This window comes from Pseudomonas sp. PA1(2017) (assembly GCF_001945375.1).
Taxonomy (GTDB): Bacteria; Pseudomonadota; Gammaproteobacteria; order Pseudomonadales; family Pseudomonadaceae; genus Aquipseudomonas.
This window is the reverse complement of record NZ_MSXU01000014.1, coordinates 184,877-202,459: the sequence shown is the minus strand read 5'-3', so window position 1 is coordinate 202,459 and position 17,583 is coordinate 184,877. Positions and strand designations below refer to the sequence as shown.

Annotated in this window: 13 protein-coding genes and 1 pseudogene; 7 read left to right on the top strand and 7 right to left on the bottom strand. The window is 62.9% G+C overall.

All coding sequences use genetic code 11. From position 1 onward, the window contains the following. Positions 1 to 275 precede the first annotated feature (275 nt). Both hrpA and BVH01_RS20265 read left to right on the top strand, forming a co-directional pair. A complete protein-coding gene (gene hrpA, locus BVH01_RS20270) occupies positions 276 to 4,319 on the top strand; it encodes an ATP-dependent RNA helicase HrpA (protein ID WP_075932044.1) in 4,044 nt (1,347 codons plus the stop codon). 274 nt (positions 4,320 to 4,593) lie between these two features. Further along, entirely contained in the window at positions 4,594 to 5,502 is a 909-nt protein-coding gene (locus BVH01_RS20265) for a serine hydrolase (protein WP_075932043.1), read from the top strand. 135 nt (positions 5,503 to 5,637) lie between these two features. Here the strand turns inward: BVH01_RS20265 and BVH01_RS20260 are convergent, their stop codons facing one another. Then, positions 5,638 to 6,192, bottom strand: coding sequence for a nucleotidyltransferase family protein (locus BVH01_RS20260; protein ID WP_075932042.1), 555 nt, complete (start codon positions 6,190 to 6,192; stop codon positions 5,638 to 5,640). 121 nt (positions 6,193 to 6,313) lie between these two features. On the opposite strand from BVH01_RS20260, the pseudogene BVH01_RS20255 reads away from it, so the two are divergent. The 3 genes and pseudogenes from BVH01_RS20255 to BVH01_RS20245 form a co-directional block, all read left to right on the top strand. Beyond that, positions 6,314 to 6,436, top strand: a pseudogene (locus tag BVH01_RS20255) (hydrolase); the annotation flags it as partial. A gap of 259 nt (positions 6,437 to 6,695) precedes the next feature. Beyond that, the gene (locus BVH01_RS20250; protein ID WP_075932041.1) at positions 6,696 to 9,044 is read left to right on the top strand and encodes an FdhF/YdeP family oxidoreductase; all 2,349 of its coding nucleotides are present in this window, start codon (positions 6,696 to 6,698) and stop codon (positions 9,042 to 9,044) included. 191 nt (positions 9,045 to 9,235) lie between these two features. Further along, on the top strand, positions 9,236 to 10,141 hold the full coding sequence (locus BVH01_RS20245) for an SDR family oxidoreductase (protein ID WP_075932040.1): 906 nt from the start codon (positions 9,236 to 9,238) through the stop codon (positions 10,139 to 10,141). Between the two features lie 344 nt (positions 10,142 to 10,485). On the opposite strand, the gene BVH01_RS20240 is transcribed toward BVH01_RS20245, so the two are convergent. After that, entirely contained in the window at positions 10,486 to 10,704 is a 219-nt protein-coding gene (locus tag BVH01_RS20240; RefSeq protein ID WP_075932039.1) for a hypothetical protein, read from the bottom strand. Between the two features lie 217 nt (positions 10,705 to 10,921). Here BVH01_RS20240 and BVH01_RS20235 point away from each other — a divergent pair, with 217 nt between their 5' ends. Continuing rightward, positions 10,922 to 11,359, top strand: a complete 438-nt coding sequence (locus tag BVH01_RS20235) for a hypothetical protein (RefSeq protein WP_075932038.1) — start codon at positions 10,922 to 10,924, stop codon at positions 11,357 to 11,359. A 3-nt stretch (positions 11,360 to 11,362) separates the two neighbouring features. On the opposite strand, the gene BVH01_RS20230 is transcribed toward BVH01_RS20235, so the two are convergent. Together BVH01_RS20230 and BVH01_RS20225 are read right to left on the bottom strand one after the other, a co-directional pair. Then, positions 11,363 to 11,629, bottom strand: a complete 267-nt coding sequence (locus tag BVH01_RS20230) for a DUF1652 domain-containing protein (protein ID WP_168177303.1) — start codon at positions 11,627 to 11,629, stop codon at positions 11,363 to 11,365. A 79-nt stretch (positions 11,630 to 11,708) separates the two neighbouring features. Beyond that, positions 11,709 to 11,933, bottom strand: a complete 225-nt coding sequence (locus tag BVH01_RS20225) for a PLD nuclease N-terminal domain-containing protein (RefSeq protein WP_075932036.1) — start codon at positions 11,931 to 11,933, stop codon at positions 11,709 to 11,711. 417 nt (positions 11,934 to 12,350) lie between these two features. Here BVH01_RS20225 and BVH01_RS20220 point away from each other — a divergent pair, with 417 nt between their 5' ends. Further along, positions 12,351 to 12,692 (top strand): hypothetical protein, encoded by a 342-nt coding sequence (locus tag BVH01_RS20220; protein WP_075932035.1) that lies wholly within the window; start codon positions 12,351 to 12,353, stop codon positions 12,690 to 12,692. An 80-nt stretch (positions 12,693 to 12,772) separates the two neighbouring features. On the opposite strand, the gene BVH01_RS20215 is transcribed toward BVH01_RS20220, so the two are convergent. The 3 genes from BVH01_RS20215 to BVH01_RS20205 form a co-directional block, all read right to left on the bottom strand. Beyond that, positions 12,773 to 14,572 (bottom strand): methyl-accepting chemotaxis protein, encoded by a 1,800-nt coding sequence (locus BVH01_RS20215; protein WP_075932033.1) that lies wholly within the window; start codon positions 14,570 to 14,572, stop codon positions 12,773 to 12,775. A 254-nt stretch (positions 14,573 to 14,826) separates the two neighbouring features. After that, positions 14,827 to 15,987, bottom strand: a complete 1,161-nt coding sequence (locus BVH01_RS20210; RefSeq protein ID WP_075932032.1) for a mandelate racemase/muconate lactonizing enzyme family protein — start codon at positions 15,985 to 15,987, stop codon at positions 14,827 to 14,829. Between the two features lie 311 nt (positions 15,988 to 16,298). Beyond that, a complete protein-coding gene (locus BVH01_RS20205) occupies positions 16,299 to 17,336 on the bottom strand; it encodes a LacI family DNA-binding transcriptional regulator (RefSeq protein ID WP_075932031.1) in 1,038 nt (345 codons plus the stop codon). Positions 17,337 to 17,583 lie beyond the last annotated feature (247 nt).

The window sequence follows — 17,583 nt, the reverse complement described above, 5'->3', positions numbered from 1 at the left end:
AAGGGCGTTTCAATATTCATGGCATTGCCGGGTATGGCGCCACCGAGCCTAGGATGGGCGACCTGGCTCGTCGGTTGCAAGGTCTGGTTGATCAACCGCCGGAGATTTTCTCGGTCGGCATGCCTCTTCTGCGAGTTGGTTAAAGGTGCGCTGCAGGCGTCAGGCGCTGGGCTCTGCCAGGCAGCGACTGCCTTGACCAGTGCAGGGCGGCGGTAGCGCGCACCAGTCCGTAATCTGCGACAATCGCCGCTTTTCCGCGAACCGCCCCGAGCCTGATGACCGACGCCCCCTTCGATATCGCCGCCCTGCAGAAAAAACTCGACCACGCCATGATCGCCGACCGCCATCGTCTGCGCCGGCAGTTGCACGAGCTGCAGAAAAAGCCCGATGCGGCCAAGCAGGCGCAGTGGCTGGAGCGTTTTCAGGCGTCGTGCGCCAAGGTCGAAGCGCGGCGGCTGAGCGTGCCGGTGATGCGTTATGACGATGCCTTGCCGATCGCCGCCAAGCGCGACGAGATCAAGGCGGTGCTGGAAAAACATCAGGTGCTGGTGATCGCTGGCGAAACCGGTTCGGGCAAGACCACTCAGTTGCCGAAAATCTGCCTGGAGATCGGCCGCGGCCAGCATGGCCTGATCGGCCACACCCAACCACGGCGTTTGGCGGCGCGCAGTGTGGCCACGCGGGTGGCCGAGGAGATCGGTACGCCGCTCGGCGAGCTGGTCGGCTACCAGGTGCGCTTCGAGGATCAGAGCAAGGACACCACGCTGATCAAGCTGATGACCGACGGCATTCTGCTCGCCGAAACCCAGCACGACCGCTTTCTGGAAAAGTACGACACCATCATCGTCGACGAGGCCCACGAACGCAGCCTCAACATCGACTTCCTGCTCGGCTACCTGAAAACCCTGCTGCCGCGCCGGCCCGACCTCAAGGTGATCATCACCTCGGCGACCATCGATCTGGAGCGCTTCTCCAAGCACTTCGGTGGTGATGGGCGGCCGGATGCGCCCATCGTCGAAGTCTCCGGGCGCACCTACCCGGTGGAAACCTGGTATCGCCCGCTGGCTGCCGAGGTGGACGAGGAGGGCGAAAGCCTGCTCGACGACCTGACCGTCGACCAGGGCATTCTTGCCGCGCTGGACGAGATCGCCGCCCACGAGAAAAGCGTCGGCCAGCGCCCCGGCGATGTGCTGATCTTCCTGCCCGGCGAGCGCGAGATCCGTGATGCCGCCGAGGTGCTGCGCAAGGCCAACCTGCGCTTCACCGAAGTGCTGCCGCTGTATGCGCGGCTCACGCCCGCCGAGCAGCAGAAGATTTTCGCGCCCATGGCCGGGCGCAAGATCGTGCTGGCCACCAACGTGGCGGAAACCTCGCTGACGGTGCCGGGCATTCGCTACGTGATCGACAGCGGCACCGCGCGCATCAGCCGCTACAGCTACCGCGCCAAGGTGCAGCGGTTGCCCATCGAGGCGATTTCCCAGGCCAGCGCCAACCAGCGCAAGGGTCGTTGTGGGCGGGTCGAGCCGGGCATCTGCGTGCGGCTGTACAGCGAGGAGGATTTCCTCGGCCGGCCGACCTTCACCGATCCGGAAATCCTGCGCACCAACCTGGCGGCGGTAATCCTGCAGATGCTCCATCTGCGCCTGGGCAGCATCGAGGCTTTCCCCTTTATCGAGCCGCCGGATGGCAAGGCCATCAGCGACGGTTTCAACCTCTTGCAGGAACTCTCGGCGGTCAACCGCGAGAGCCAGTTGACGCCCCTGGGCCGCCAGCTGGCGCGCCTGCCCATCGACCCGCGCCTGGGCCGCATGGTGCTCGAAGCGGCCAAGCTCGGCAGCCTGCAGGAGTTGCTGATCGTCGCCAGTGCGCTGTCCGTGCAGGATCCGCGTGAGCGACCGATGGATCGCCAGCAGGCCGCCGACCAGGCCCACGCGCAGTGGAAGGACGTGGATTCGGATTTCGCCGCGCTGATCAACCTGTGGCGCGGCTTCGAGGAAAAACGCCAGGAACTGGGCAGCAATCCGCTGCGCACCTGGTGCAAGAAGAACTTCCTCAACTACATGCGCTTGCGCGAATGGCGCGATGCTCACCGCCAACTGGTGCTGCTCGCCAAGGATCTGCAACTGGCGCCCGCCAGGGCCGCGGCGCAAACCGCCGAGGGCGGCAAGCCCGCGGCGAAACCGGTGCAGGCGACCACCGATACCAAGGTCAACGTGATCCTGCGCGAGCAGGCCGAGGCCAGCGAGGCGGCGCAGCGCGCCAAGAGCTATGCCGCAGTGCATAAGGCGATCCTCAGCGGCCTGCTCAGCCAGATCGGCCAGAAGACCGAGGAGGGCGATTACCAGGGTGCGCGGCAGCGGCGTTTCTGGGTGCATCCGTCGTCGGTGATCGGTCGTAAGAAACCCAACTGGATCATGGCCGCCGAACTGGTCGAGACCACCAAGCTGTTCGCCCGCCAGGTCGCCAAGATCGAGCCGGACTGGATCGAGCCCCTGGCCGGGCACCTGATCAAGAAGAACCACTTCGAGCCCCACTGGGAGAAGAAGCGCGGCCAGGTGGTGGCGTACGAGCAGGTCACCCTGTACGGCTTGATCGTGGTGGGGCGCCGCCCGGTGCATTACGGGCCCATCGATCCGCAGGCTTCGCGCGAACTGTTCATCCGCGAAGGCCTGGTACGCGGTGAAATCAACAGCCGCGCCAAGTGCCTGAACGCCAACCGCCAACTGCTGGAAAAGCTCGACGAACTGGAAGCCAAGGCGCGCCGCCGCGACATTCTCGCCGACGAGGAAACCCTGTTCGCCTACTACGAGGCGCGGATTCCAGAGGACATCTATCAGGCTGCCACCTTCGAGAGCTGGTACAAGCGCGAGAGCGCCAAGGACCCGCAACTGCTGATGATGCGCGAGGAGGACGTGCTGGCCCGGGAGGCCCTGGAAGTCACCGCCGCGCAGTATCCGGACACCCTGCATATCGGCGAGCTGCAATTGCCGCTCACCTATCATTTCGAGCCCAACCACCCCCGTGACGGCGTCACCCTGCGTGTGCCGGCGCCGCTGTTGCCACAACTGCCGGGCGAGCGTCTGGAATGGCTGGTGCCGGGGCTGATCGAAGCCAAGGCCATCGATCTGGTGCGCGGCCTACCCAAGGCGCTGCGCAAGAACTTCGTGCCGGTGCCGGATTTCGTCGGCGCGGCCCTGAGCAAGCTCACCTTCGGCCAGGGCAGCCTGCCGGAAAGCCTGGGCCGCGAGCTGCAGCGCATGACTGGTGCGCGGATCGACGCCGAGGCGTGGATCGAGGCCACCCGCCAGCTCGAAGACCACCTGAAGATGAACATCGAAGTGGTCGACACCCATGGCAAGCTGCTCGGTGAAGGCCGCGACCTGGCCGAGCTGACCGCCCGCTTCGCCGAGGCCAGCCAGGCTGCATTGGCCATTCCGCAGGCCGACAAGGTGCAGAAGCCGGTGGAAGCCAAAGGCTTTGCCCAGGTTGCCGAGAAGACCCAGCAGAAGGTGGCCGGGCTATCCATGACCGTGTTCCCGGCGCTGGTCGAGGACGGTGGCGTGGTCAGGGAAGGGCGTTTCCCGACCCAGGCCGAGGCCGAGTTCCAGCATCGTCGTGCCTTGCAGCGCCTGCTGCTGCAACAGCTGGCCGAGCCGGCCAAATTCCTGCGTGGCAAGTTGCCGGGGCTGACCGAGCTGGGCCTGCTGCACCGCGAGCTGGGCCGCGTCGAGGCGCTCGTCGAGGACATCCTCCTGGCCAGCCTCGACAGCTGCATCCTCGAAGGCGAGCCGTCGCTGCCCCGTGACGGCGCAGCCCTGGCCGCCCTGGCCGAGAAGAGGCGTGGCGTCTGGGCCGAGCACGCCGAGAAGCTGGCTCGCCTGACTCTGGAGATTCTCAAGCTGTGGCACGGCCTGCAGAAGCGCTTCAAGGGCAAGATCGACCTGGCCCAGGCCGTGGCGCTCAACGACATCAAGGCGCAGCTGGGCAATCTCGTGTATCCCGGCTTCGTGCGCGAAACCCCGGCCGAATGGCTCAAGGAACTGCCGCGCTACCTCAAGGCCATCGAACAACGCTTCGACAAGATCGCCGCGCAACTGCAGCGCGACCGCGTGTGGAGCGGCGAGTTGGCCGGCTACTGGGAGCAATACCAGGCGCGCCTGGGCAAGCACCTGCAGGAAGGCAAGCGCGACCCCAACCTGACCCTGTATCGCTGGATGCTCGAGGAGTACCGCGTATCCCTCTGGGCCCAGCAGCTGGGAACCAAGATGGCTGTCTCGGACAAGCGCCTGAGCAAGCAGTGGAGTCAGGTGGAGGGATGATGCAGGCGTTGGCCGGTCGTGGACATGCACTGTTCAGGACCGGCTTAGTGTGTTTGCTTCAATCGATCTGACGGAAAAGTGGTGGCATTAGCCGTTCCTTTATCCCGTGGGAGCGGGCCATGCCCGCGAAAAATCACGGGCATGGCCCGTTCCCACAATAAAACAGTGAAGGCTGCTTCTACCTTCTTCCTGCCAGGTTTCAGGCCGATAAAACTCACTGCTGCACCTTGCGCCGCTTTGCTCAGGACGCTTCGCCAACCCACGGAGACAGGTGATGTCAGCACTTTCCAATTCACTGGTCATCAATGGCCAATTTCTCGCCGGGGCCCCGTCGGAGCAGATAGTGCCATGGTGGAGCTTTGGCAAGACCGTGCTCGCCGCCACAGCGCTGACCCTGGTGCGTGATGGGATGCTGGTGTTGGATGAGGTGTTGCCCGCTGGCCCCTTCACCTTGCGGCAACTGCTCAGGCATGAGGCAGGATTGGCTGATTATGGCGAGTTGGCCGACTACCATGCCGCCGTTGCCCGTGGTGATGAGCCTTGGTCTGCGGATGAAATGCTCAAGCGCCTCGATGCAACACGACTGCGTTATCAAACAGGTGTCGGCTGGGGCTATTCCAATGTCGGCTACCTGTACATCCGCCAGTTGATCGAGGCCGTCACTGGAAAAGCGCTGCAGAGTGTCATTGCGCAGCGGGTGTTGCGGCCTCTTGGTGTGTCAAACGTTCGCCTGGTTGAGGCGCCGGCAGATTTGCACGACGTCGATATGGGAAGCGCTGCCGCTTATCACCCTGGCTGGGTTTACCACGGGCTGCTGGCTGGCCGCGTGTCCGATGCCGCGTTGCTGCTGGACCGACTATTCGGTACGGGTCTGTTACCCGAGGCACTATTGGTTGAAATGCAGACACGCCGCGTATTGGGAGGTCCACTTGCAGGCCGGCCCTGGGTCGTAGCGGGTTATGCCCTGGGCTTGATGCAGGGCGATGTGGAAGGTGGTCTAACCCTATGCGGTCATACCGGCTGCGGTCCGGGTAGTGTGATTGCGGTCTACCGTTGCGTCACCGACGCCGGCACGGTGACCTGCGCGGTATTCGGGAAGGATGTTAGCGAGGGCGAAGTGGGGGCTGCGATGGTTGCATCGATCCGTCATGCACTTGCGTCTGTTCAGCATGTAGTTATGTGATGGGCTTTCCTAGCCCGGGTCGAGCGTAGCGATACCCGGTAGATCGATGCCTTCTTTATCGCTGCGCTCGACCCAGGCTACAGGGTGGCGCACCGTAGGGCGGTGGATCGGAGAAGCGTGATCCACCCTACCGGCCTAGTCGAGCACAGTTAGGCCGGGCCATTTCTGGAGCCAATTTTTGTTCTGCAGCCGCTCGACGAACAGATGCCGCTTCTCTCTCTGAAACGCTCCGGCTGGGCGCAGGACGAGGTTGAAGAGATCATCCAAACCAAAGGGCGCGGCGATCTCCAATTCGTTATCTGCAGCCAGCCTTACGGCGACTGCCGTTGCGGTTTCGGGCCAGTGAGTCATCGCATCCGTTGCTGATGCATAAGGTTCATCGCCGTTGCGCAGGTGCATGCGTGCCTGGTTCTTCACCGACCAGTTGAGCCGGTTATCGACCTGCAGCAGTTGGGCTTCGAGCTCGGCGTCTTGCTCCGGCAAAGCACTGTCGGGATCGAACCAGATCACATCGATATCGGGCGGCAGAGAGCATGCAATGCGGCCATGCAGGTGATCCCAGACGGCACTGCGTACGAAGCCTGCGGCCACCCAGCAATCAGGCAGATGCAGCGCTCGCACGTGCTGCAGTACCTGCCAGCGCAGCGAGTCGGTTCTTAACAGTGCCCGCAGGCTTTCGAAATGCCTCACGCCATATCACTCCGCCCAAGCTCTTCCGCCAGAAAGTCGATCAGTGTGCGCACCTTGGGCCTTTTCTCGCAGCCCAAACTGACTGCGACGCGACCGCACCGAGCCTAGAGTAGGCTCTCAAGCTCTGGCCGACATCGCCAAGTTCTTCAATCTGCCGACCATCCTCACCACCCGCTTCGAAACCAGCCCCAACGGCCCGCTGGTTTTAGAGCTGAAGGAGCTGTTCCCGGACGCGCCGTACATCGATCTGCTCGGATCACATCCCGGACTACCGCAACCTGATGACCAGCTGCGCGGTGCTGACCGCCAACAAGTAAGCCCGGCGCATCCGCAAAGGCACCTCATGCAGGTGCCTTTTTGCGTTGCCAGAATCCCGTCGGTGCGCCGTTTCGCTTGTTCGACATATGCCCTCACTAATCGCATGCCCGCCAGCCTGGCCTTTAGCCGAACCTTTCGCGAGATGGCTTCGTCGTACCAGAACGAGCCACGCGTGGGAGAGGGATATGTTGACTGATCCAAAAACTCGATTTCGACCCTATACAAACGCCGCCGGGGGCTGGGGGTCGGCCAAGTCGGTGACGGGTATCTTGCTGCGTGAACGAGCGGTGGCAAAGATCGGCGTTGCGCTGCTCAAGCAGAACAAGCCCGAAGGTTTCGCGTGCGTGAGTTGCGCCTGGGCCAAACCTGGCGATACCCACCTGGTGGAGTTCTGTGAGAATGGCGCCAAAGCCACGGCATGGGAGCTGACGACCAAACGCAGCAGCCCGCAGTTCTTCGCCGAGCACAGCGTCAGCGAATTGCGCGGCTGGTCGGCCCATGCTCTGGAAAAGCACGGCCGCCTGACCCATCCGATGCGCTACAACCCGGGCACCGACCGCTATGAGGAAACCAGCTGGGAGGCCGCCTACCAGGAAATTGGTGCGGGCCTGCGTGCGCTGCAGCCGGACGAGGTGGTGTTCTACGCTTCCGGCCGCGCCTCGCTGGAGGCCTCGTTCATGTACCAGTTGCTGGCTCGCGCCTATGGCACCAACAACCTGCCGGACAGTTCCAACATGTGCCACGAGAGCACGTCGGTGGGCCTGCAGGAGAGCATAGGCGTGCCGGTCGGCACCGTGACCCTGAACGATTTCGAGCAGACCGACTGCTTGCTGTTCTTCGGCCAGAACGTCGGCAGCAACGCCCCGCGCATGCTTCACCAATTGCAGGAGGCGCGGCAGCGTGACGTGCCGATCATCACCTTCAACCCGCTCAAGGAGCGGGGCCTGCAGGAATTCGTCAACCCGCAGTCGCCAATCGAGATGCTCGGGCCTAATTCCACGCAGATCAGCACCCAGTATCACCAGGTCGCCATCGGTGGCGATACCGCAGCCATCGTAGGTGTCAGCAAGGCACTGCTCGATCTGCACGATGCCGCCCGGCAGCGTGGCGAGCCCGGCGTGCTGGACATGGCATTCATCGCCGAGCACACCAGCGGTGCCGACGATTTCATTGCCTATGTACGGGGCCAGGAGTGGGCGCAGATCGAGGGCATCACCGGCCTCAAGCGCGCGGCCATGGAGGCGACGGCGCTGGTCTATGCGCAGTCGCAACGGGTGATGATCGTCTATGGCATGGGCATGACCCAGCATCGTCTGGGCGTGCAGAACGTGCAGATGCTGGTCAACCTGCTGTTACTGCGCGGCAATATTGGCAAGCCGGGCGCCGGCATTTGTCCGGTGCGCGGCCACTCCAACGTGCAGGGCCAGCGTACCGTGGGCATCACCGAGGATCCCGCCAAGGTGCCGGGCGAGTTGATCGAGCGGCACTTCAAGTTCAAGGTGCCCGAGCGCATGGGGCTGAACACCGTCGATGCCTGCACCGCCATGCTCGATGGCCGGGTGCGCGGCTTCGTCAGTCTGGGTGGCAACTTCTTGCGCGCGGTTCCGGATACCGGGCAGATCGAGCCGGCCTGGCAGCGCCTGGCGCTCAACGTGCAGGTGGCCACCAAGCTCAATCACTCGCACCTGCTGCCCGGTGAGCAGGCCTGGCTGTTGCCCTGCCTGGGGCGTATCGAGATTGACCGTCAGGACGGCGTCGAGCAGAGCCACAGCGTCGAGGACAGCACTGGCTACATACGTGGTTGGCGCGGCAGGAGCGAGCCGGCGAGTGAGCATTTACGGTCGGAGCCGGCAATCATCGCTGGGCTGGCGCGTGCCACGCTACCAGACGAGGTCGATATCGACTGGGAAGCGTGGCGACGAGATTACGGACGCATTCGTAAGGCCATCACGGCCATTTATCCTGAGATCTTCCACGACTTCGAGCAGCGTATGTGGCAGGTGGACGGTTTTCGTCGTCCGGTGGCCGCGGCGCAGCGCGAGTGGGCGACCGAAAGCGGCAAGGCGCAGTTCGCGGTGCCGCAGCCGCTCGTCGCCGATAATGTCGTGAGCGCCGCCTATGAGCGGCGCGATGTGCTGCAACTGATGACGATCCGCAGTAACGACCAATTCAACACCACCATCTACGGCTACGAAGATCGCTTTCGCGGTGTGCATGGCACCCGTTCGGTGATCTTCATGAACGCCGACGATATCGTGCGCCTTGGCCTGGCCGGCGGCGATTGGGTGGACGTGACCACCGCCGTGGAACCGGAGGTCGAGCGCCAGGTCGGGCCGCTGCAGATTCTCGCTTACGACATCCCCCAGGGCTGCTGCGCGGCGTACTACCCCGAGTGCAATCCGCTGGTGCCGCTCTGGCACCACGCCGAACGCAGCAAGGTGCCGGCCGCCAAATCCATCCCTGTGACACTCAGCCCGAGTACTGCGGTGGCGCCTGGCGATGCACGACCGACGCTGATCGTCACTCAGCGCTGATTAGCACACCGTTTCGTCGTAGGAACAAGCGAAGCGGCCGTGCTAGAGCGGCTCATGCCCGCTGCTCGGAAGGGTGGAACTTCAAGCGGCGGGCTTTTCTCCCAATCTGGAACGCAGGTGATTTCGCCTGCAGCGATTGCGCTTCAGACGTGGCGGCAACCGTGCATTCACCCAGATGGCAGGAGAGTCCGATGACCCGCAACACTTCCAACCAATTTGCCATGCAGAACCCGCTGACCCAGTACCCGCAGCCGGAATTTCCGGCGCAGCATCAGTCCGAGCCGGGCCTGGATCTGGAAATGACTCCCGAGCCCGATCACGGCGAAGAAAGCTATATCGGTTTCGGCCGCCTGGCCGGACGCAAGGCGCTGATCACTGGCGCCGATTCCGGGATCGGCCGTGCGGCAGCCATCGCCTACGCCCGTGAAGGCGCGGACATCGTGCTCAACTACCTGTCCGAGGAAGAGCCAGACGCCCAGGAAGTCATCAAACTGATCGAGGCCGAGGGCCGTCGTGCAGTGTCCATTCCCGGCGACCTCAAGGACGAGGCCTTCTGCGTGTCGCTGGTGCGCGATGCGGTCGGCGCCCTCGGCGGCCTGGACATTCTGGTCAATGTGGCCGGCAAGCAGATCACCCAGAAGCATATTGCCGAGATCACCACCGAGCAGTTCGACCACACCTTCAAGACCAACGTCTACGCCATGTTCTGGTTGTGCAAGGCGGCGGTTGCGCAGATGCCGCCGGGTGCGGCGATCATCAACACGGCGTCGATCCAGTCCTACGACCCATCCGGCACGTTGCTCGACTACGCCTCCACCAAGGCGGCCATCGTCGCGTTCACCAAGGCACTGTCGAGCCAGGTGATCGGGCAGGGCATCCGTGTCAACGCGGTCGCACCGGGTCCGATCTGGACCGTGCTGCAACCCAGCGACGGCCAGCCCCAGGAGAAAATTCCCACCTTCGGCTCCCAGGTGCCGATGAAGCGCCCAGGCCAGCCGGCCGAGTGCGCGCCGCTGTACGTGCTGTTGGCTTCACAGGAGTCGAGCTACATCACCGGTGAAACCTTTGGGGTGACCGGCGGCAATCCGCTGCCGTAAGGCCCGGGGCCCGCAGTACGTCCGCTGCGGGCCCGTTTCCGAAAGAGTATCGTTGCCTGCGCCATTCGCCGCGGCTCGCGTCTCCCACAGTTATCGCAAGCAGCCCACCGTCCGTGTAGGAGCGCCGACCCGGCGCGAACGCGATAGCGGCCTTGCTGCAGGACCGGCGTCTTGACCACCATTCGCCGCGGGTCGCGTCTCCCACAGTTATCGCAGGCAGCCCACCGTCCGTGTAGGAGCGCCGACCCGGCGCGAACCGATAGCGGCCTTGCTGCGGTAACGGCGCCGTAACCACCATTCGCCGGGGGGCTCGGCTCTCACGATGATCGAAGGCTGCCCTGGGCTTATTCCTCGAGCTTGCGACGCGCTTCTTCAGACGCTTGTTTGATCTTTTCCGCCTCCTGCTCCTTGGTCTTGATGGTGGTCGGGGTAATGGCCCGATCCACTGTCTCGGTCTTCTCTCCAGGACGCTGGTTTTCCTTTTTCACCACGTTGACGTTGTCGCCTTCCACGTCCTTGGCAGGGCTGTTCGGCGGAGTCGGGTCGATTGGCGTCTGGCTCATGGGTACTTCCTCCTGGTTGATGATCGAAGGGCTGGTCAGGCAGCCCCTGATAGTTACGAGGCCTCGACTGCACTTTGAGTTCGGACAATCGACGTATGTATCCGGATGCTTCAAGCACGCTGATTTCGCAGCCTCCGGGCGGCAGAAAACCTGAATCCCTGGGCGTCGACCGAATCGAATCTGAGGACAGTCGACAATCAATCGATGGGAGAACGACATGGGCGAATTCAGGATTTATCTCGACGAGGAACTGCAATGCGCGACCACCTCGCCGGCACTGGCGCAGGCTGCCTGGAACCGTGCCTCACGGGATGCGCGCATCGCCGAAAAGGGTGGTTCGGTGCGCGCCTACGAAGGTGAAGTGACCGTGGCGGAAATGCATCCCGAACCGCGAGTAGGCCACCCATGGCCCGATGGCCGTGATCACCAGCCGGACCTTCGTGACGTGTGGGACAGCCTGATGCGCCTGCTCGAACAACAAGGGTTGGATGACCAGGCGATGAGTGACGCACTGAGCCGCTTCGGGCTCGCTACCAAGAGTGTGCGCGCTTCGGTGCAGGATGAGTTGGGCGGGCGTACCGTACCCACGGCAGCCGAGCTGGTGGTCTTGCTCGATGCCATTTACCAGGATCGCCAGCGCGAGCCTCAGGCTTGAGTCTCAGGGCAGACGCAGCTTGTTCACGCAATGGCGGTTGAACAGCTCGGGCTTTTCACGGCGGATGCGTTCCTCGATCTGCTCGATGATAGCGAAAACCTCCGTTGGAGTGAGCGATGTCCTGTAAGGGATATCGCGCACTTCGAGGGAGGTCGTCGAATCCATTTCCGAAAGCCGCACGACCATACTCGTTGGCGACTCCAATGACACGTGTACAATAAGTGGCTGGAAATAGTTGTACAGCAACGTAGCAGCGTCCAGAAATTTCATCTTTGCCACAATTATTGCTCTCGGCATTGCTCCTTTATTAAGGCAATAATGCAGGGCGGTTCGTTATTGTCAATCGAGATTACTTACTTTGCTCCGGTGAAGTGGGGGGCTTTGGCATGCCGCGCGGGCCGGCATAGCCCCAGATGATCAAACCAATTACTGGCAGCAACACGATAATGAGTGCCCACATAAGTCGCGTATTGAAGCTCTTTTCACTGCGCCACAGATTCATGACAGTGACAAGATCAACGAAACCGATTACGACGAATGCGCCGAGCCAGAAAAGCACAGAAGGATCGCCCATGGTGGATCTCCTTTCGTTACAGCGAAGGCCCGTGAAGTCGGGGTGTTCGCGGGTTGGGACAGTACGTCGCAAGCGCCTTGCCGAGATGTTCTCCATTGCTTGATCGAACGTTGCGGCGTGTGGCGGGGCCATAGCCCTGTTCCATTACGCAATGCCTTTAGTTGATTAAGTTCGCCTGAAAAGATGCTCGGCCATGATGGCCTTTTAAAACCGCTTTTTAATGGCGTTTGCTGGAGCATGCATGATGCCCGTGCAATAAAACCGATTCATGCAAAGTGCAAGAGCGCGGCACAAGCGTAAGCGGCTCGATGATCAATGAAATCAGCGAACTCCTTGAGCGATAAAGTTGGCATATGTGATGCACCTGTCTGTTGGTACTTGTAAGCAGTCGCCTGCCACCACTGAAGGGTCATCCAAATGAATACTGCCGTTATCGAACAACTTTGCACTGCACTGCCCGATCACGATATTTCCATCAAACCGCGCCCGGATGGCATGTACCTGCTGAGCATCAGCAAGGGAGGCGAAGCTGTATTCCTCAAGGCCGTCGACAAGCTGGCCGTGGACAGTGAGGACGGCGCCCGTGCCCTCGAGCGCGAGATTCTGCGTGATCGCAAATTGCTCAGCGGCGAGGTGAACTGGAAGGGCATCGGGGCGCAGTGGGTGTCGCGCAAGCTGCCGACCTTCACCGGTGCGCCGGTCAACCCGACCGCAGCCAAGACGATGTGGTCGCGGCGCAACCTGGATTCCCTGCATTGAGCGCATCATGCGCCCATGAAAAAGCCCCGATGATTCGGGGCTTTCTTTGGCCCGGGTGAGGGCCGATCAACTCGCGCACATCAGGATTTTCCCAGCAGGCGTGAGGCGTCGAAGCCCATGCGCATGTTGCCCCAGTGGCGGCCTTCGAAGAAGAACGGCACGTCGATCTCGGTCATGATCTCGCCGGTGTCGCGCAGGTAGGTCTGTAGCAGGAAGCGCTGGGTGTTGCTCGCCGCGCGCAGGCCCACCGGGTCGGAGAACATGCGCTTGTTGCGGCATACCGGCAGGTCGACGGCACGGTTGCCTGTCGGCGCTTTGGATACCCAGCTGTTGTTCACCGGGCAATAGCCCTTGGTGTCGACGATGAATGTGACGATGCCGCCAGGCGTGCCCTTGGTGAGGCGGTCGATCTCTTCCTGGCAGATCTGCGCGAAGCGCTCGGTGTAGCCGGTCATGTACTGCTTGGGATCGGTGTTGGCGATCAGCTTGTAGTTCTGGTCGAACAGGTTCACGCCTTCGCGCTGCAAAGTCGCCAGGCGAGTCTGCAAGGCATCGCGGCACCCGGTGGCGCGGGTGATGGCGGCATCGAGTTCGCCCTCGCCGAGCACGAAGCGGCCGAGCAATTCCTGCACCCGCTCGGCAACGGCGGACAGGTCCCGGGTGGCAGTGGCCGAACGCTGCATACGCTGGTCGATGGCCTGGCTGTCGGCATGGATCTGGGTCACGCGATCATTGATGCCGGTATTGGCATCTGCCACCTGCTGGATGTGCTCGGCGATCTCCGCCAGCTTGCCGTTGGTGGATTCGAAATCGCTGATCATGACCTCGAAGTGGCCAGTGGCGCGCTCGACCACCACCTGGGTTTCCCGGGCGCTCTGGCTGATACGTGCGGTCTGCTCGTGGGTGGTGCTGACTTCCTTGAGCATGGCGTCGATGTTCTGCGAGATGTCGCCGGTCGCCTGGCTGACGTTTTGCGCCAAGGTGCGCACCTCATCGGCAACCACTGCGAAACCTCGGCCGCTTTCGCCGGCGCGGGCCGCCTCGATGGCCGCGTTGAGGGCCAGCAGGTTGGTCTGCGAGGAGATCTGCTGGATCAGGCCGACCACCGACTTGATGTTCGACGAACGCTCGTTTAGCGCCGAGACCAGGGTGCTGAACTCGTTGAGGCTGTTGGAAATGGCGCTGATGTTGCCGGTCACTTCCAGCAGTTCCGCGTAGGAATCCTGGGCCATGCCCAGGTTGTGCGCGGTGGTGGTGGAGATGGCCTGGGTCTGCTGCGAGACCTCTTCGATGCGGCCGACCGCGCTGTTGCTCTCGCTCATCACCTCGTTGGCGAAACGTGCCTGGTGGGTGGCGCTGTCGCTGGAGTCGCTGATGTTCTTCAGTGATCGTGCCGATTCGACGGCGATCTGCACGGTCAGCGCCTGCACGTTGCTGATGATTTCGCGCTGCTTGGCCAGAAAGCGGTTGCAGGTGCTGGCCAGGGTGCGGATTTCGTCGTGGGTGAGCAGCGGCAGGTCGCGTGACAGGTCGCCCTCACCGCTGGCGATCTCTTCCAGAGCGCGGGTCATGTTGTCCACGGGGCGCACGATCAGGTGGCGGAAATACCAGACCATGAAGCTGACCATGCCCAAGGTGAACAGCGCGCTGAGCGCCAGGGCAGTGCCGAGGGTGTCGAGCTTGCCTTCCACCTGCTTGAGCAGGGCCGGGTCGATTTGCGCGCCGTGCAGCAACTGTACGATGTCGTCACGCAGGCTGAGGGCTACCCAGACCAGCAGGCCGCTGACCAGGACCAACAGGAAGAGGCTGGATAATTTCTTGGTCAAGGTATCGAAAAAGTGCATCTCGATGGAATCGTACAGCGACTTTAACGACTGCATGCCGCAGCTCCTGACAGAGAAAAGATCCTTGGGTTTCCATTACTTCGACCAGAGCCGCGGAACCTTTAATACCAGGCGCTCTGTTCGCCGACGTTCCACGCGATTTATAGGATGTTCCACCGCGAGGGGCGCGAAGTGTAGTACCTCGACGTTTGCTGTTAAAGGGCCATTGCACAAAAAAATGGCGTCAATCGTTTCTTGCGCAAACGATGCTACCGGCACTGGGCCGGTAGCGTTTTCGCGTTGTGGGAAGCTTAGCCGCGCTGGCCGAATTCCGCCTGCTGGGCGGTCCATCCGGCCACCCGCTCACTGAGGGATAGGCCCAGGCCCGGCCGGTTCGGCACCAGCATGCGGCCGTCTCGGGTTTCCAGGCGTTCGTTGAACAGTGGCTCCAGCCACTCGAAATGTTCCACCCAGGGCTCGGTCGGGTAAGTAGCGGCCAGGTGCACGTGCAGCTCCATGGCGAAGTGTGGCGCGAGCATCAGGCCGGCCTGCTCGGCCATGGCGGCGATCTTCAGGAACGGGGTGATACCGCCAACCCGCGGCGCATCGGGCATCAGGTAGTCGGCGCCGCGGGTTTTGATGAACTCGGCATGCTCGGCCACGCTGGTGAGCATCTCACCGGTGGCGATTGGCGTGTCGAACGCAGCGGCCAGGGCGGCGTGGCCTTCGGCGTCGTAGCAGTCGAGCGGCTCCTCGATCCACACCAGGTTGAAGTCTTCGAAGCGTCGGCACATGCGCTGTGCGGTGGGGCGATCCCACTGCTGGTTGGCGTCGACCATCAGCGGAAATTCGTCACCCAGGTGCTTGCGGATGGTACCGACGCGGTGCAGGTCCAGGGCCGAATCGGGCTGGCCGACTTTCAGCTTGATGCCACCGATGCCCTTTTCCCGAGACAGGTCGGTGTTGGTCATCAGTTGCTCCAGCGGCGTGTGCAGGAAACCGCCGGAGGTGTTGTAGCAGCGCACCGAATCGCGCTGAGCGCCGAGCAGGCGGGCCAGGGACAGGTTCGCGCGCTTGGCTTTCATGTCCCACAGGGCTACGTCGAAGGCGCCGATGGCCTGGGTCGACAGACCGCTGCGGCCCACCGAGGCGCCGGCCCAGCACAACTTGGTCCACAGCTTCTGGATATCGCTGGGGTTTTCGCCGAGCAGCGCCGGGGCGATCTCCTGAGCATGGGCGAACTGGCCAGGGCCGCCAGCGCGTTTCGAGTAGCTGAAGCCCAGGCCGCGATGGCCGTCCTTGCTTTCGATTTCCACGAACAGCATGGCGATTTCGGTCATCGGCTTTTGCCGGCCGGTCAGCACCTTGGCATCGCTGATCGGGTTGGCCAGGGGCAGAAAGACCGAGGCGATGCGCACCCAGGCGATCTGGTCCTGGTCTGCGCAGCCATGGGAAAGGGTTTGTTCACTCACGCGGATTACCTCGCTTGACGTTCTTGTTGGGGCCGCCAGGTGGTTGAAAACACTGGCGTGAATCCGGACGTTAAGCTGATTAGGTAATCATTCAAGGGATTGAACAGGGCTGAGGGCTGCTTCAAGGCAGAGGCGACCACTCAAACCAACCTGTGGGAGCCCCGACCTCGGGGCGAAACGATTGCAGCCTGACTGCCTATTTCGGCTGTGCCTGAGCGAATCGCCGCGAGGTCGCGGCTCCTACAGTGGATCGAATAACGACCGCTCCCGCCACCAACCGGCCAAACAGCAAAGCCGTGGATTTCGGCGCCTCAGGCGCTCTGCCGCTCGACGATGCTGAAGCCCGTATCGACGCGCACTTTCACCGGTTCCTCATGGGGATGGTCGAGGCGCTGGAGCAGGGCGCGGGCGGCCTGCAGGCCGATCTCGGCGCCGTTGATGCGAACCGTGGACAGGGAAGGCTGCAAGTGCGCAGCGATGTTCAGGTCGCCAAAGCCCATAACCGCCAGATCATCCGGCACGCGGATGCCCCGTTCGGCCGCCTCGACCAGCACGCCGTGGGCCAGGGTATCTGAGCTGCACACCAGTACTTCCGGGCGCTCACCGGCGGCCAGCAAGCGTTGCAGGCCCTCGCGACCGAGGTTGGCCGTTGCCGGTGGTGGCAGTACGACGCGGGGCACGGCGTCGATGCCCAGGCTGGCCAACTCCTCGGCCAGGCTGTCGCAGCGCCGCAGGCCGCGCGGGTCATCCAATGTCACCACGGCGAAACGCCGATAGCCTTTGGCTGTCAGGTAGCGGGCGATGGCCGCGCCGACCGCTTCATGGGAAAAGCCCACCAGCATGTCTAGCGGCCGCGGCGCCAGGTCCCAGGACTCGACGATGGGGATGCCCGAATGCGACAGGCGCATGCGGCTGGCCTCGGTGTGCAGGGTACCGGTGAGCACGATGCCGTCTGGGCGCCGGCGCAGGATGGTGTCGAGCAGTTGCTCTTCGCGCTCGGCGCTGTAGTTGGTCAGGCCAATCAGGGTTTCGTGGCCGGCTTCGGTCAGGGTATCGATCAGCGCCTGTACGGTGTCCGCGAAGATCGAATTGGCTACCGTCGGCACCAGCAGCGAAATCAGGCGGCTGCGCTGCTCGGCAGCGCCGGCGAGCATGGCCGGTACGTAGCCGGTCTGCTGTACGGCGCGAAAGACTTTCTCGCGCAGTGCCGTGCGCACGATCTCCGGCTGGTTGAGGGTGCGCGATACGGTGATCGGCGAGACCCCGGCAAGCTTGGCGACGTCTGCCAGGGTCGGCGCCTTGCCAGCGGGTAGGCTCGCGCGCTTGCGGGTTGGTCGGTCATCACTCATGGGGGGCTCGCGCGATGGATGCAACTGGCGATAGTAGCAAGCCGGGCGTCGGCGGCGCGCAATGGCGTGCAGGCCTGGCCGTCACCCGCACCGTCGGCTGTAGTGCCTGACACGGGCAGGGGCCGCTCGCCTGAACCCTTCAAAATGCCGAAAAGCCCCGCCCCACAAGCGTAAGCGGCGGGTGCAGGCCACTCATCCTGGCGGCTGAACTAAAGGATTCGGCGCTTCCTCGGACTTTAGAACAGGC

Bases quoted from the DNA above. Each gene is read 5' to 3' on its own strand.
- hrpA (WP_075932044.1), top strand. From the start codon at position 276: ATGACCGACGCCCCCTTCGATATCGCCGCCCTGCAGAAAAAACTCGAC.
- BVH01_RS20265 (WP_075932043.1), top strand. From the start codon at position 4,594: ATGTCAGCACTTTCCAATTCACTGGTCATCAATGGCCAATTTCTCGCC.
- BVH01_RS20250 (WP_075932041.1), top strand. From the start codon at position 6,696: ATGTTGACTGATCCAAAAACTCGATTTCGACCCTATACAAACGCCGCC.
- BVH01_RS20245 (WP_075932040.1), top strand. From the start codon at position 9,236: ATGACCCGCAACACTTCCAACCAATTTGCCATGCAGAACCCGCTGACC.
- BVH01_RS20240 (WP_075932039.1), bottom strand. From the start codon at position 10,704: ATGAGCCAGACGCCAATCGACCCGACTCCGCCGAACAGCCCTGCCAAG.
- BVH01_RS20235 (WP_075932038.1), top strand. From the start codon at position 10,922: ATGGGCGAATTCAGGATTTATCTCGACGAGGAACTGCAATGCGCGACC.
- BVH01_RS20230 (WP_168177303.1), bottom strand. From the start codon at position 11,629: ATGAAATTTCTGGACGCTGCTACGTTGCTGTACAACTATTTCCAGCCA.
- BVH01_RS20225 (WP_075932036.1), bottom strand. From the start codon at position 11,933: ATGGGCGATCCTTCTGTGCTTTTCTGGCTCGGCGCATTCGTCGTAATC.
- BVH01_RS20220 (WP_075932035.1), top strand. From the start codon at position 12,351: ATGAATACTGCCGTTATCGAACAACTTTGCACTGCACTGCCCGATCAC.
- BVH01_RS20215 (WP_075932033.1), bottom strand. From the start codon at position 14,572: ATGCAGTCGTTAAAGTCGCTGTACGATTCCATCGAGATGCACTTTTTC.
- BVH01_RS20205 (WP_075932031.1), bottom strand. From the start codon at position 17,336: ATGAGTGATGACCGACCAACCCGCAAGCGCGCGAGCCTACCCGCTGGC.